Source organism: Desulfocurvus sp. DL1XJH-121, assembly GCF_054819825.1.
This window is the reverse complement of sequence record NZ_JBTVWW010000002.1, coordinates 233,689-248,101: the sequence shown is the minus strand read 5'-3', so window position 1 is coordinate 248,101 and position 14,413 is coordinate 233,689. Positions and strand designations below refer to the sequence as shown.

Genomic DNA, 14,413 nt, shown 5'->3' with positions numbered 1-14,413 from the left:
AGGGGCAGAACCAACGGAGGACCGCACCACCGCGACGACCCAGCGCCCCGGGCGGGTGCGGGGGGCGCAGCGGCTATGATGGTAATCAGAAAAGCGAAGCCCCCTGTACCCGCCTGGGGCGCGGCCGCATCACCTCCCCCCTCATTCCCGGCAAACCAACGCCCTACCCGCGAGGGAACGCGGCGGGTGGGGAGGGAGGAAACCGTTGGTTTTGCGCCACGACTCCCAAAAAGCAAAGCAAACCGCTCCCCGTCAATTATCCGAAATCACATGCACATCCCGCTGCGGGAAAGGAATGGAAACGCCGTTCTCGTCCAGGGCCTTCTTGATGGCCTCGGTGAGGTCGAAATAGACCCCCCAGTAGTCCGCCGTCTTGACCCAGGGCCGCACCACCAGGTTCACGCTGCTGTCCGCCAGCTCGGAAACGGCCACCACGGGAGCGGGGTTCTGGAGCACGCGGGGCTCGGCCGCCAGGACCGCGCCCACCACGGACTTGGCCTTGTCCAGATCGTCGCCGTAGCCCACGCCCACCACTAGGTCCACCCGGCGGGTGTCGTTGGCCGTGGTGTTCTGGATGATCTCACCGGTGATCTTGTTGTTGGGCACGATGATCTTCTGGTTGTCCGGGGTAGAGAGCACGGTCACGCCCAGGGTCAGGTTCTTCACGGTGCCCGAGACCCCGGCCACGGTGATGTAGTCGCCCACGGTGAACGGCCGGGTCAAAAACAGCACCACGCCCGAGGCGAAATTGGCCAGGTTGTCCTTCACGGCTAGGCCGATGGCCAGGCCCAGGGTGCCGACGATTGCCAGCAGCGAGGTGGTGTTCACGCCCAACTGGCCCAGGGCCGCCACCAGGACCACCACCATCAGCGCGTAGTAGCCAAGGTTGCCCACGAACCGCGCCAGCAGCACGTCCACTCCGCGCTTCTCCATGCCCCCGCTTACGCCATGGGCCAGGCTGCGCGCCACCCAGTGGCCCACCAGGATGATGAGCAGGGCCACCACCAGATCGATGCCGTTGGCCGTGAGCCAGGCAATGATCTGGTCGCTGTAATTATTGATATCGAAATTGAACTGCATGCGGCCTCCCTCCCGGGCAGAAAGTTGAGCAAACCCGCCGTTGCGGCGCCCATTGGGCAGTATGCCACACGCCCCGAGCCCCGGTCCAGACGCCCGCGCTCCAGCCAATCATTTTTTCTTTTGACCCTCGGCCTGCCATATCTTAATAGTAATCAATTCTAATTATTAACAAGAAGCATTTCAATGCAGGACAAGATTCTCGAAGCCATGCAGGCAGCCGGAAAACCCGTTCGCCCCGGCGACATCGCCAAGCAACTGGGCCTGGAGTCCAAGGACGTTTCCAAGGCCACTCAGGAACTGAAAAAAGAGGGCAAGGTCCACTCGCCCAAGCGCTGCTTCTGTGCCGCGTCCTTGCAGGCCGCCAATCCTCCCTTCACTGTCGTGCCCGTCCCCCCCTGGGGGACGGGCATTTTTTACGCATTTCGACGGGGAAACGAAAAGGCCCGCCACCGCAACGGTGGCGGGCCCCGGCTGGCAGGTCCGGTCTAATTGAGCCCGTGCAGATAGGGCGGAGCGTCTTCAAACCCATTAAACAGAGTCTCCAACACCATCTGCTTCATAGCTTTCAAGTTGGCCGCCACATAATCGTGGCATTGCCTACTCTGAAAGCTGCCCTGGCAGGCGGGCACAAGGGTGAAATCGACCGGGTTCTGCCACAGGCTGTTTCCGGGCAGGAAACTGTATTCCAGGCTATTGCGGGCCAGATTCTTCAGCTTCAGGTAGTCCAGCTTATGCTCCACAGCCGCGCGCCAGAATTCGTTCGTGAGGTCGATGCGCTCGATGCCCTCGTCGTCGGTGTTCAAGGACACGGGCACCCCCTGGTTCATGTACAGGGCGAGGGGATGATCCCTGCCCTCCAGATGCAGAATCTGGGCATTGCTGGACAGGCATATTTCAACCAAAATCCTCCTCTGGGCCATCTGTTGCAACAGGTTGTAAGCGTCGGTCTCGCAGATAATGTCCGCGCCGTGGCCGATGCGCTGCGCCCCCGCGACGCGCACGGCCTGGGCGATATGGTCGCACAGGGCCTCGGGCGGCACCAGGCCCAGGTACAATTCCCCGGCATGCAACGTCACGTTCACATTGGCATACTCGGGCTTGGCCTTGAGCCACTGTATCATCTGCATGTGCTTGGCGTAGTCGCGAACGGCCCTGGGGTTGTCCTCGGGCGCCACCAGGTTCAGAGCCACCACGCGGGCGTCCCGCCTGCACAGTTCGCAGGCGAAAAGCAGTTGCGTAAACACCGAGTTCGGTTTTCCGGTCCTGCCGACTTGGTTGATGAAGCGGGTTTCCACCCCCCTGCCTCTTTCGACCATGCGCGCCTTTGCCGCCAGCACACCGGTCAACCAGGTCTGCACTTCCCCGCCCGGCTGGGCGGCCCGCAGCAGTCCGCTGGCCACGAGGCTGTTGTACATGGCCGGGACGCTGTCGTCCTCGCGCGTGCTGTTGCTCGTGTATCGGTCGAGTTTGTCGGGGTACAGGCTGAGCATGATCTCCTGATACATGAGTTGTTGGTCGTAGGCGCGATCCGCCACCCGGGCCAGGAGCGCGCCGGTGTTGGACTTGGCGTCTCCGAACTTGCCGAAGGCCGCGAAGAAGTGGTCGTGTCCCCACAGGCGCGGGTCCGGCTTCCAGTCCCTATCGGACAGGGCGTTGACCACGGCCTCGTATTCGTCGGGGTGGTTGATCAGCTCCGAGGCGGGGATGATGGTGGCCACGCCCGTGGGCCGGCCCACGAACTTCTGCTTTTTCATGTCCCAGAACAACGTGGAGTTGGTGGAATACAGCGTGGCGTTGGACGCGAAGTCTATGTAATCCTCCGCGTATATCGCCCCGGTAAGATGGGTGTGCAATTCCGCGCCCTTGGGCATGGCCATGAGGAACGGCCGCAAGGCCATGGGCCAGTTGTCGCGCATCTGTATGAATTTTTGGTTCACAATCTCCGGGTCATCCGCCCTCGCCACGGCCGCAGCCAGCAACGCCACCGCGACCGCCACCACGGCCAAGCCCCTTGTCCAGACCTTACCGCAACGCATAGCGTCCTCCATGGTTTTACTATATAGTATTTACTATAGGGCACGGCGCAAGCCATGGCAAGACAAATCCCCGGGCGGAGCTACGGTCTGCGGTCCAGGGAACGGTAGTTCACGGCCTCGGCCAGCTGGGGAACGCCGATGGCGTCCGCCCCTTCCAGGTCCGCGATGGTGCGCGCAATGCGCAGCACCCGCGTGTGGGCGCGGGCCGAGAGGCCCAGGCTGTCCACGGCGCGCTGCAAAAAGGCGTGGCCCGCCTGTTCCAGGGCGCAATGCCTGTCCAGAGGCGCGCCGGAAAGGTCGGCGTTGATGCGCGCGCTCGTGCCCGCGTAGCGCTCGGCCTGTACCTGGCGCGCGGCCTGGATGCGCGCACGCATGGTGGCGGAATCCGCGCCACCGCCCACCCCCGCCAGATCCTTGTAGGGCACGGCCGGGACCTCCACGTGCAGGTCGATGCGGTCCAGCATGGGCCCGGAGACCCGGTTGCGATACGCGGCCACATGGTGCGGAGCGCAGGTGCAGACGTGGGCCGCGTCCCCCAGGTAGCCGCAGGGGCAGGGGTTCATAGCCGCCACCAGCATCAGGTCCGCCGGATAGGTCAGGGACACGGCCGCGCGGGAAATGGTCACGCGCCCGTCCTCCAGGGGCTGGCGCAGCACCTCCAGGACGTGCTTCTTGAACTCGGGCAATTCGTCCAGGAACAGCACGCCCCGGTGGGCCAGGCTGACCTCGCCGGGACGGGGATACGCGCCCCCGCCGATGAGCCCGGCGTCGGAGATGGTGTGGTGCGGGCTGCGGAAGGGCCGCGTGACCTTCAGGGACTCCCCGTTCAGCAGCCCTGCCACGGAGTAGACCTTGGTCACCTCCAGGGCCTCCTCGAAGGCCAGGGGCGGCAGCACCGTGGGGATGCGGCTGGCGAGCATGGTCTTGCCGCTGCCCGGCGGGCCCACGAACAGCAGGTTGTGCCCGCCCGCGGCCGCTATCTCGATGGCCCGCTTGGCGTGCTCCTGGCCCTTGACCTCGACGAAGTCCAGGGCATGGGCCTCGCGCCCGGCCCACAGCCCCGCCGCGTCGCCCTCGGCGGGCGCGAGATCGTCCTCCCCGGCCAGGAAGCGAACCACCCCGGCCAGATCGTCACAGCCGTACACGGCCACGCCCTCCACCACGGCGGCCTCCGGAGCGTTGCGCAGCGGGACCACCAAGCCGCGCGCGCCCTCGTCCCGGGCGCGCAGGGCCAGGGGCAGGACCCCGGGCACGGCCTTGAGCCGCCCGTCCAGGGACAGCTCCCCCGCCAGGAACCAGCCCGCGAGCCGCTCCGGATCCAGGGCCCCGGACGCCGCCAGCAGGCCCATGGCCAGGGGCAGGTCGTAGGCGCTGCCCTCCTTGCGCATGTCCGCCGGGGCGAGGTTCACGGTGACGCGCGCCGGGGGCAGCCGGAACCCGGAATTTTTGAGCGCGGCCAGGACCCGCTCCTTGGACTCGCGCACCGCGCCCTCGGCCAGCCCCACCATGGTGAAGGCGGGCATGCCGTGGCGCGCGAAGTCCACCTCCAGGTCCACCCGGTGGGCGTCGATGCCTAACAGGGCGGCCGTGGCCACGTGTGCGAGCATTAAACCTCCTGCTTGTACGCGAGCCGCCCGGGGCGGCCTTTCCCGGACGGCCTACTCCCCGGCCTTGAGCCGCTCCTTGAGATCCTTTCCGTCGTGCCAGGCGCGGCCAACGGCGCGGCCCAGGGCCCAGTAGCGGTTGTCGGGCATGGACAGCATCAGGGGCCGGACCTTCTCGATATCCACGTACCCGTCGCTGAGATAGCGCTTCTCGGTCCAGGCCCCCACCAGTTGGCCGATGAACACGGTGTTGGTGTCCAGGGGCACGGTCTTGACCACTTTGCATTCCAGGGACAGGGGGCAGTCCTTGATGAGCGGGGCGCATTGCAGCTCGCCGTAGTGGACGTCGAAGAACTTCGACTTGTCCACGCGGCTGCCCGAGACCAGGCCCATGAGGTCGGTTTCGCGGTGCTGCCCCTCGTGGGGCAGGTTGATGGAGAACTCCCCGCACTGGGCGATGCCCCGGCCCGTGGCGTGGGCCGTGTTCACCGCGATGGCCAGCAGGCAGGGCTTGTAGTTGACCCGCGTCATCCAGGCCAGGGCCATGAAATTGGCCCGCCCGTCCACGTGGGTGCCCACGATGGCCTGGGGTTCGGGCAGGATGAAGGCGTTGTCGCCGATGTTGATCCGTTCCATGCGGCTGCTCCCCGCCCGCGCGGGCGGTCCCGGCCGACCCGGGCATCGGTTTGCTGGATACCGGCTTTCTGTATCCCGGAACCAGCTCCCGGGGCAAGGCCCGAAGTGCCGGATGTTTCTCCGGGCCTGCACACAGCGGCCAGGGCCCTGGCCGTGCTCCTGCCGGACCGGGCGGAGGGCGAAAAATAGGCGGCGCTCCCGGGGGAACGCCGCCTGGAAAGCGTGGAAGGGATGCGCGGGCTACTGCACCAGCTGGCCGATGCGGCCCCAGCGGACGTCGGTCAGCCCGGCCCAGGACCAGTAGATGCGCCAGGCCTTGCCCACGATGGCCGAACGGTCCACGAAGCCCCAGTAGCGGGAATCCATGGAATTGTTGCGGTTGTCCCCGAGCATGAAGTACTTGCCCTGGGGCACCTCGATGGGCCCGAAATGCGTGCGCGCCAGGGGCCCCTTGGGCGGCAGGCCCGAGATGTAGGGCTCGGCCACGGCCTCGCCGTTGCGGATGACGTGGTTGTCCACCACCTCGATGGTGTCCCCGGGCAGGCCGATGACCCGCTTGATGTAGTCCATGCTCGGGTCGCGGGGATACTCGAAAACGATCACGTCGCCGAACTCGGGGTCCGAGACCGGGATCATGGTGATGTCCGTGAACGGGATCTTGATGCCGTAGATGAACTTGTTGACCAGCAGGTGATCACCGATTTGCAGGGTCTGGAGCATGGAGCCCGAGGGGATCTTGAAGGCCTGGACCACGAAGGAGCGGATGAACAGGGCCAGCAACAGGGCGAAGATCAGGGCCTCGGCCCAGTCGCGCACCACTTCTTGCCATTTGGGATTCATGGATATTCCTTGATTGCCTTCCCGGGGGAAGGGGTTGTGCTCATGACGAATCCGGACAGGGTAGGCACCCGCGCCCCGGGGGTCAAGCGCCAGACCGCCCAGAAACGCGCGATTGCCGCGTTGCTGTGGGAAATTCAAACCTCACGTATAGTAAATACGCATCGGTCTTGAATTTCCCTTGCGCCTTGCACTCGCACATTTCTGAACGGCCTGGCGGGGAATCACGCACACGGCCTAATCCTCGTCGGCCTTCAGCGCCGCGAGAAACGCCTCCTGGGGTATCTCCACGTTGCCCATCTTCTTCATGCGCTTCTTGCCGGCCTTCTGCTTTTCCAGGAGCTTGCGCTTGCGCGTGATGTCACCGCCGTAGCACTTGGCCGTGACGTTCTTGCGCAGGGGCGGGTTGCGCTCCCGGGCGATGACGCGCTGGCCGATGGCCGCCTGGACCACCACCTCGAACAGCTGCCTGGGGATGGAGCGCTTGAGCTTCAGGGCCACCTTGCGACCGTACTGGGTGGCCCGCTCGCGGTGCACGATGATGGACAGGGCGTCCACGGGATCGCCGTTGATGAGCATGTCCAGCTTGACCAGGTCCGCCTCGCGGAACTCGTTCACTTCGTAGTCCAGCGACGCGTAGCCCTTGGTCACGGATTTCAGGCGGTCGAAAAAGTCGTAGACCACTTCGTTGAAGGGGATGTCGTAGGTGATCATCACCCTGGTGGCCGTGAGGTAGCGCATGTCGCGCTGGATGCCGCGCTTCTCCTCGCAGAGCTTCAGGACCGCGCCCACGTACTCGTTGGGCACGTGGATCTCCAGCTTGGCGAAGGGCTCGGCCATGGACTGGATCAGCGTCGGGTCGGGCAGCTTGCTGGGGTTGTCGATGAACATGGTCTGGCCCTGGTTGTTCACCACCTTGTAGGCCACGGACGGGGCCGTGGTGATGAGCTGGGCCCCGAACTCGCGCTCCAGCCGCTCCTGGATGATCTCCATATGCAACAGCCCCAGGAACCCGGCCCGGAAGCCGAAGCCCAGGGCCTGGGAGGTCTCGGGCTCGTACCAGAAGGCCGCGTCGTTGAGCTGCAGCTTCTCCAGGGCGGCCTTGAGGAGCTCGTATTCCGAGGGCTCCACGGGGTACAGCCCGCAGAAGACCATGGGCTTGACCTTCTTGAACCCGGGGAAGGGCGTGTCCGTGGGCCGCTTGGCGTCGGTGATGGTGTCGCCCACGGGCGCGTCGGAGAGCTCCTTCATGCTGGCGCAGAGAAAGCCCACCTCGCCCGGGCCCAGGGACTTCACGTCCATGGCCTCCGGCGAGAACACGCCCAGGTGCGTGACCTCGAAATCGCGCTTGGTGGAATGGATGCGGATCCGCTGGCCCTTGGACACCGTGCCTTCGAGCATGCGGAAGAGCACCGTGACCCCGCGGTAGGAATCGTACCAGGAGTCGAAGATCAGGGCCTTCAAGGGCGCGTCCGCGTCGCCCCCCGGCGCGGGCAGGCGCTCCACGATGGCCTCCAGCACCTGGTCCACGTTCATTCCGGTCTTGGCCGAGACGCTGATGGCTCCGGCGCAGTCCAGGCCGATGATCTCCTCGATGTCCGAGATGACGCTCTCGGGGTCCGCGCTGGGCAGGTCGATCTTGTTCAGCACGGGGATGATTTCCAGATCGTGGTCCAGGGCCAGGAACACGTTGGCCAGGGTCTGGGCCTCCACGCCCTGGGTGGCGTCCACCACCAGGAGCGCGCCCTCGCAGGCGGCCAGGGAACGCGAAACCTCGTAGGAGAAGTCCACGTGCCCGGGGGTGTCGATGAGGTTCAGGATGTATTTCCTGCCGTCACCGGCCGTATAGGGGATGCGCACGCTCTGGGCCTTGATGGTGATGCCCCGCTCGCGCTCCAGCTCCATCCTGTCCAGGTACTGCTCGCGGCGCTCGCGCTCGCTGACCAGCCCGGTGATCTCCAGGATGCGGTCGGCCAGGGTGGACTTGCCGTGGTCGATATGCGCAATGATGCTGAAATTGCGGATGTGGTCTTGGCTGCTCATGGGCTCTCGCTACAGGGAAGTCGTCCCCGGAGGGACCCGGGGCGTGGCCCCTGTGTAAGGTATTTGCCGCCGGAAGTCTAACAGGCCGTTGAAAACCGGCGATCTGCCGCGTTGCTTCAAAAAATTCAAACCCTCGCGTAGCGTAAGCGCGGGGAGTACAGCTCTGCTCTCGATATCTGTAAGGCTCGAAGACTCGCCCAACAGCTAGTCGGTCGTCGGTCTTGACAATTTTGCCGGAGAGCAAAATTGGTCGATGCGGCGAAGCGCATCGACCGCAGGGGCGCTGGCCAGGACGGCCAGCGAACAATTTTTCTCGCGCCTTGCATCTCACCGCTTTTGAACGGCCTGTGCAAAATTACGGGCCGAAGAGGCATCCCACGATAAAGCCCCCGCGCGGAGGCCGCGCGGGGGCTTATACGATTGCGTATGGAAATCGCGGCTAGTCCTGCATGCCGCTGATCACGTCGTTCAGATTGCCCGAGAGCTCGGCCAGCCCGTTCACGGCCTGGGCGGACTCGTTCATGGCCTGGGCGATCTCCAGGGCCGTGCCGTTGATCTCCTCGGCGGAGTGGGAGATCTGCTCGCTGGCCGCGGACTGCTCCTCGGCGGCGGTGGCGATCTCGCGCACCTGGTCGGAGGTCCGCTCCACGAAGCCCACGATTTCCTCCAGGGCCTTGCCCGCGCTGGCGGACATGGTGGAGGAGCGCTCGATGGCCTCGGTGGTCTTTTCCGTGGCCTTGATGTTGCGGTCGGCGCTGTGCTGGATGTTCTGGATGTAGTCGCCCACCTCGCTGGTGGCCTGCATGGTCTTCTCGGCCAGCTTGCGCACCTCGTCGGCCACCACGGCGAAGCCGCGTCCCGCGTCCCCGGCGCGCGCGGCCTCGATGGCCGCGTTCAGGGCCAGCAGGTTGGTCTGGTCCGCGATGTCGCTGATGACGTTCATGATGGTGCCGATGCCCTCGGCCTGACGTCCCAGCTCGGCCATGTCGCGGCTGAGCTCCTCGGCCATGCCGCTGAGTTCCTCGTTGGTGCGCACCATGCCCTTGACGATGTCCTGGCCTTCCTGGGCCTTGTTGCGGGCTTCGAGGGCCAGCTCGGCCGAGGACGAGGCGTTGCGCGCGACCTCCAGGACCGTGGCGTTCATCTCCTCCAGGGCCGTGGCCACCTCGCTGGTACGCGTGCGCTGCAGCTCGGCGCCGGTGCTGGACTGGTCCACCTGGGCGGCCAGCTCCTGCAGGGCCGAGGCCACCTGCTCGGAGATGCCGTTGGCGTCGGTGGCCGCCTGGGCGATGGTGGCGTTCTTGTTCTGGATGAATTCCTGCTGCCGGTGCTGCTCGGTCTGGTCCACGCAGAGGGTGATGGCGCCCTGGATCTCGCCGGACAGGCCGTGGATGGGCGTGGCGGCCACGCGCATGTGGCGCTGCTGGCCGTCCAGGGACGTGAGGGACGAGACCATGTCCAGTGTCTCGTCCGAGGACAGGACCTTGCCCGAGGTGGTCTGGGCGTCCTCCTCGTCATAGGAGAACCGGGACATGGACCAGCCCAGGTAGTCGTCCGGCGCGCCGTCGCGGGCCAGGAAGTCCATCATCTGCTGGTTCACGAAGGTCAGGTGGTCGCTGGGATCCACGGTGGCGCAGGGGATGGGGATGGATTCCAGCACGGCCTGGGAATAGCCCAGCTTGGCCTTGATCTCGCCCACCATGGCGGTGATGTCCCCGTGCAGGGAGCGCAGCTCGCCGCTGAAGCCGTCGGCGGAAATCTCGCTGAAGTCGCCGCAGGCCACCTGCTGGGCGTAGGCCTGCAGGCGGGACAGGGGGCCGACGATGGAGCGGATCACGGTCAGGACCATAAGCAGCAGGGCCACGGCGGTGACGCCCTCCACGATCATGGAGACCTGCTTGGTGCGGGTGTTGAGTTGCGCGGACGCGGCCTCGGCGTTCTGCTGCAGCTGGTCCATCAGGGGCAGCAACTCGTTGATGCTCGTGCGCAGGGCCTGGCGGTTCGTACGCAGGGTCCCGTCACGCTCCACGTAGCTCTTGAAGGCCGAGACGTACTCGTCGGCCAGATTGACCATGCCCTCGACCTTCTCGTTGATGGTCAAGAGGGTGTTGGACTCGATGAGGGCGCGCAGGGTCTGGGCCGTGATGTCGAAGGCGGCCACGTCGGCCTCCTTGTGGGACAGGAAGAAATCCTTTTCCATGCGCCGGAGTTCGGCCAGGGTGGTCAGGATGTCGCCCATGCCCACGCCCACGGCGCGGACCTGGTTCTCCAGGCCGCCGATAGCCTTGGTCAGCCGTCCCTGCAGGCCGAGCTTGTTGGTGTAGCCCATGATCTTGGTGGAATCCACGGCGCCCTTGAATTTCTCGGAGCAAACCGCGCCGCGCGCCTTGATGTCCGAGGTCAGTTCGGCGTACTCGGGCGCCAGGGAAGCCACCCTGTCGGCCTGTTCGTCCAGGGCCTTCATGCTCTGACCGAACTGCTCCGCCAGCTTGTCGTCAGGCGCGGCCTGAAAGTCGTTGGCCAGGCGCAGGGCCTCCAGCAGGGACATCTTGGCGCCCAGGGCGGCGCGCTCCACCTGCTTGGCCTCGCTTTCGTACTTTCCGCCCACAAAGGACACCACGAAGATCACTGCCAATGCGCCCAGGGCCGTGGCCCCGATGAGCGCCAGCTTGCTTTTGACTGTCATTTTCCTTCCTCTCTTCTCGACGGCGTGAGTGATACAGGCATGTTTCCCGATTCCGTACGCAGGTGATAAACAAATAACGGGGTTGATTATTAAGAGGACGCAGTCACCTAGTCAATGTACAATCATCTGTTTTCATTGATCAACGCCCCGCAGACGACACGGGGGCTCAACCATGTGCGCAAAACCACTGCAAGTGGCCATGCAGAATAAACATATCGGCCAACAAGTCCGTTTGCTATAGCAAAACCCCTGGCAAAAGCCAATTTTTCGTTGCTGGCACATCTGACGGGGCCGCGCCCTTGCATAGGACAAGCTTTCCGGATAGTTCAAAGCAGACAACCCCCAACCCCGGTGCCGCATGCACTATCTGAACACCTTGCTCCTGCACCCGGACCCCGAGGTGCGTTCCGCCTTGCGTGCGCGGCTCGCGAACGTGGATTTCCTGCGCGTGCTGGGCGAGGCCGTGGGCGCATTCGAGGCCCTGCAGATGCTGGAGCACGTGCCCTACGGGGTGTTCTTCCTGGGCCAGGACCTGCCCGACGGGGTCAGCGGCTTCGAGCTGGCCCAGATGCTCACCGGGCGCAGGCACAAGCCCGCCCTGGTCTTCCTGGCCACCGACGAATCCAAGGCCTATTCCGCCTTCGAGCTGGGGGCCACGGACTTCCTCATCTGGCCCGCCTCCGAGGAACGCTTCGCCCAGACCATCGCCCGGCTGAACCAGTTCCGGGCCCACTTCAAGGAAATCCCCGCCCCCGAATGGACGGACGACGGCGAGGAGATCGAGGACGAGCGCACCCTGCGCCTGCCGCTGGGCGAGGACGAGGAGGACCGCTTCCTCTCGGCCCTGTCCCAGGCCTGGGAATTCTCCAACATGGCCAAGCCCATGGAGATCGAAAAGCTGCCCATCAACATGGACGGCCGCACCATCCTCATCCCCTACCCCCAGATCATCTTCGTGGAGGCCTTCGAGGACTATTCCTACGTGCACACGGCCAACCAGAAATACCTGACCTCCTATCGCCTGAAGACCCTGGAGGACCGCCTGCGGCGCCACCGGTTCTTCCGCGTGCACCGCAAATATCTCGTCAATCTGGAAATGGTTACGGAAATCGGGTCACTGCCCGGCAGCAACTTCATGCTCAGGACCCAGGGCAAGACGCGCATCGAGCTGCCCATCAGCAGACGGCGCATAACGGAACTGAAGAAGATCCTCGGGCTGTAGCTCCCCGCAGGGAGCTACCGTTCAACGCGGCGTACGGGCCTTTGGCCGAATTTCGGCGCAACGGACGGCCCCCCGCGCGGTACAAGAGGACCGCGCCGCACGAGGTCTGGCACAAGGAGACGGACATGGATCAGACCGGAGCACTGGACGCGCTCCTGCAAGAGGAGCGGGTCTTCCGCCCCCTGCCGCAGCTGGTCAGGGAAGCCAACGTCAACCCCCAGGATCTCGAAAGGATCCAGGAGCTGGCCGACAGGGACTACCTGGCCTATTGGGAAGACGCGGCCCACGAACTGGACTGGTTCAAGAAGTGGGACAAGGTCCTGGACGACTCCGAGCCGCCGTTCTACCGCTGGTTTCCCGGGGCCCAGTGCAACATCGTGTACAACGCCCTGGACCGCCACATCGAGACGGCCAACAAGAACAAGCTGGCCCTGATCTGGGAAGGCGAGCCCGGGGATCAGCGCAAATACACCTACTACGAACTCTACCGCGAGGTGAACCGCTTCGCCAACGCCCTCAGGTCCCTTGGCTTGGCCAAGGGCCAGCGCGTGGTCATCTACATGCCCCTGTTGCCCGAAACCCTCATCGCCATGCTGGCCGTGGCCAAGATCGGGGCGGTGCACAGCCTGATCTACGGCGGGTTCTCGGCCAAGGTCCTGCGCGAGCGCGTGCGCGACGCCGGGGCCAGGCTGGTGATCACGGCCGACGGCTTCTACCGCAACGGCCGGGTGGTGAACTTGAAGGGCATCGTCAACGAGGCCCTTATCGGCGCCAGCGCCGAATGCGTGGAGACCTGCGTGGTGGTGCACCGCGCGGGCGTGGACGCGGAGATGCAGGAGCCGCGCGACCTCTGGTACGAGGATCTGGTGCGCCGCGAGCGCCCCGAGTCCCCCACCGAGGTCATGAACTCCGACGACGAACTGTTCCTGCTCTACAGCTCGGGCACCACGGGCAAGCCCAAGGGCATCGTGCACACCCACGGCGGCTACATGGTGGGCATCTCGCGCACCCTCAACTGGGTCTTCGACCTGAAGCCCACGGACATCTTCTGGTGCACGGCGGACACGGGCTGGATCACCGGGCACAGCTACGTGGTCTACGGCCCCCTGGTGGCCGGGACCACCACGGTGATGTACGAGGGCCACCCCCTGTATCCCCAGGCCGACCGGCTCTGGGACGTGGTGGCCCGCTACGGCGTGACCCTGCTCTACACCTCGCCGACCATGGTGCGCACGCTGATGCGCTTCGGCACCCAGTACCCGCGCGGCAAGGACCTCTCCACCCTGCGCATCCTGGGCAGCGTGGGCGAGCCCATGAACCCCGAGGCCTGGGTCTGGCTGCACAAATACATCGGCCGCTCGGTGTGCCCCATCATGGACACCTGGTGGCAGACCGAGACGGGCATGTTCATGATCAGCCCCATGCCCGTGTCCCTGCTCAAGCCCGGCAGCGTGAACAAGCCCCTGCCCGGCATCGAGGCCGACGTGGTGGACGCGGGGGGCGAGCCCGTGCCCCCGGGCAAGGGCGGCTTCCTGGTGCTCAAGAAGCCCTGGCCGGGCATGATGCAGACCGTGGACAAGGACCCCGAGCGCTACAAAAAGACCTACTGGGAGCGCATCCCGGGCATGTACTTCGCCGGGGACGTGGCGCGCCGCGACGAGGACGGCTACTACTGGATCCAGGGCCGGGCCGACGACGTCATGAACATCGCGGGCCACCGCATCGGCACGGCCGAGGTGGAGAGCGCCCTGGCCAGCCACCGCTTCGTGGCCGAGGCCGCGGTCATCGGCGTGCCCGACACCATCAAGGGCGAGGTGGCCAAGGCCTTCGTGGTCCTGGACGAGGGCTGGGACCAGGACTTTGAAACCGGCGAGGACCTGGTGGCCTCCCTCACGGCCCACGTACGCCGCGAACTGGGGCCCGTGGCCGTGGTCCGGTCCATCGAATTCCGCGACTCCCTGCCCCACACCAGAAGCGGCAAGATCATGCGCCGGGTGCTCAAGGCCGAGGAGCTGGGACAGGACGCGGGCGATCTCTCGTCTCTGGAACCGCCCGAAGAGTAGCGCCAAAAGACGCAATCTGCTTCGTTACTGCGAAAAATGCCGACCCTCGCGTATGTCCAGATACGCGTCGGCCCGGCATTTTTCTTGTGCCTCGCATCTCACGCCTTTTGGCGCTCTCTTCTCCATATTTCAGATGAATATATGCTTCCACGGTAAAAAAAGGGCGACCCCATGGGGCCGCCCTTTATACGTTCATTTGCCTCTGA

9 protein-coding genes and 1 pseudogene are annotated in these 14,413 nt (G+C 65.1%); 3 read left to right on the top strand and 7 right to left on the bottom strand.

The genetic code is table 11. From position 1 onward, the window contains the following. Window positions 1–252 precede the first annotated feature (252 nt). A complete protein-coding gene (locus ACYYG1_RS02570) occupies window positions 253–1,080 on the bottom strand; it encodes a mechanosensitive ion channel family protein (RefSeq protein ID WP_461208706.1) in 828 nt (275 codons plus the stop codon). Window positions 1,081–1,263: 183 nt separating this feature from the next. On the opposite strand from ACYYG1_RS02570, the pseudogene ACYYG1_RS02565 reads away from it, so the two are divergent. Continuing rightward, window positions 1,264–1,419 (top strand): annotated as a pseudogene (locus ACYYG1_RS02565) (transcriptional regulator); the annotation flags it as partial. A gap of 146 nt (window positions 1,420–1,565) precedes the next feature. On the opposite strand, the gene ACYYG1_RS02560 reads toward ACYYG1_RS02565, so the two are convergent. The 6 genes from ACYYG1_RS02560 to ACYYG1_RS02535 all read right to left on the bottom strand — a co-directional run bounded on the left by ACYYG1_RS02560 (window position 1,566) and on the right by ACYYG1_RS02535 (window position 10,922). Then, window positions 1,566–3,017: an adenosine deaminase family protein gene (locus ACYYG1_RS02560; protein ID WP_461208705.1), complete on the bottom strand. Its 1,452-nt coding sequence runs from the start codon at window positions 3,015–3,017 to the stop codon at window positions 1,566–1,568. A 179-nt stretch (window positions 3,018–3,196) separates the two neighbouring features. After that, on the bottom strand, window positions 3,197–4,723 hold the full coding sequence (locus ACYYG1_RS02555; RefSeq protein WP_461208704.1) for a YifB family Mg chelatase-like AAA ATPase: 1,527 nt from the start codon (window positions 4,721–4,723) through the stop codon (window positions 3,197–3,199). 51 nt (window positions 4,724–4,774) lie between these two features. Further along, complete coding sequence (locus tag ACYYG1_RS02550) at window positions 4,775–5,356, bottom strand: flavin reductase family protein (protein WP_461208703.1); 582 nt, start codon at window positions 5,354–5,356, stop codon at window positions 4,775–4,777. Window positions 5,357–5,596: 240 nt separating this feature from the next. Beyond that, window positions 5,597–6,196, bottom strand: a complete 600-nt coding sequence (lepB, locus tag ACYYG1_RS02545) for a signal peptidase I (protein ID WP_461208702.1) — start codon at window positions 6,194–6,196, stop codon at window positions 5,597–5,599. 234 nt (window positions 6,197–6,430) lie between these two features. Then, window positions 6,431–8,236 carry a translation elongation factor 4 gene (gene lepA / locus ACYYG1_RS02540; RefSeq protein ID WP_461208701.1) on the bottom strand — a complete coding sequence of 602 codons (1,806 nt, stop codon included), beginning with the start codon at window positions 8,234–8,236 and terminating at the stop codon, window positions 6,431–6,433. Between the two features lie 439 nt (window positions 8,237–8,675). After that, window positions 8,676–10,922 carry a methyl-accepting chemotaxis protein gene (locus ACYYG1_RS02535; RefSeq protein ID WP_461208700.1) on the bottom strand — a complete coding sequence of 749 codons (2,247 nt, stop codon included), beginning with the start codon at window positions 10,920–10,922 and terminating at the stop codon, window positions 8,676–8,678. Between the two features lie 358 nt (window positions 10,923–11,280). On the opposite strand from ACYYG1_RS02535, the gene ACYYG1_RS02530 reads away from it, so the two are divergent. Further along, a complete protein-coding gene (locus ACYYG1_RS02530; protein ID WP_461208699.1) occupies window positions 11,281–12,144 on the top strand; it encodes a LytR/AlgR family response regulator transcription factor in 864 nt (287 codons plus the stop codon). A gap of 125 nt (window positions 12,145–12,269) precedes the next feature. Beyond that, window positions 12,270–14,207: an acetate--CoA ligase gene (gene acs, locus ACYYG1_RS02525; protein ID WP_461208698.1), complete on the top strand. Its 1,938-nt coding sequence runs from the start codon at window positions 12,270–12,272 to the stop codon at window positions 14,205–14,207. The last annotated feature ends 206 nt before the right edge of the window (window positions 14,208–14,413 follow it).

Bases quoted from the DNA above. Each gene is read 5' to 3' on its own strand.
- ACYYG1_RS02570 (WP_461208706.1), bottom strand. From the start codon at position 1,080: ATGCAGTTCAATTTCGATATCAATAATTACAGCGACCAGATCATTGCC.
- ACYYG1_RS02555 (WP_461208704.1), bottom strand. From the start codon at position 4,723: ATGCTCGCACACGTGGCCACGGCCGCCCTGTTAGGCATCGACGCCCAC.
- ACYYG1_RS02550 (WP_461208703.1), bottom strand. From the start codon at position 5,356: ATGGAACGGATCAACATCGGCGACAACGCCTTCATCCTGCCCGAACCC.
- lepB (WP_461208702.1), bottom strand. From the start codon at position 6,196: ATGAATCCCAAATGGCAAGAAGTGGTGCGCGACTGGGCCGAGGCCCTG.
- lepA (WP_461208701.1), bottom strand. From the start codon at position 8,236: ATGAGCAGCCAAGACCACATCCGCAATTTCAGCATCATTGCGCATATC.
- ACYYG1_RS02535 (WP_461208700.1), bottom strand. From the start codon at position 10,922: ATGACAGTCAAAAGCAAGCTGGCGCTCATCGGGGCCACGGCCCTGGGC.
- ACYYG1_RS02530 (WP_461208699.1), top strand. From the start codon at position 11,281: ATGCACTATCTGAACACCTTGCTCCTGCACCCGGACCCCGAGGTGCGT.
- acs (WP_461208698.1), top strand. From the start codon at position 12,270: ATGGATCAGACCGGAGCACTGGACGCGCTCCTGCAAGAGGAGCGGGTC.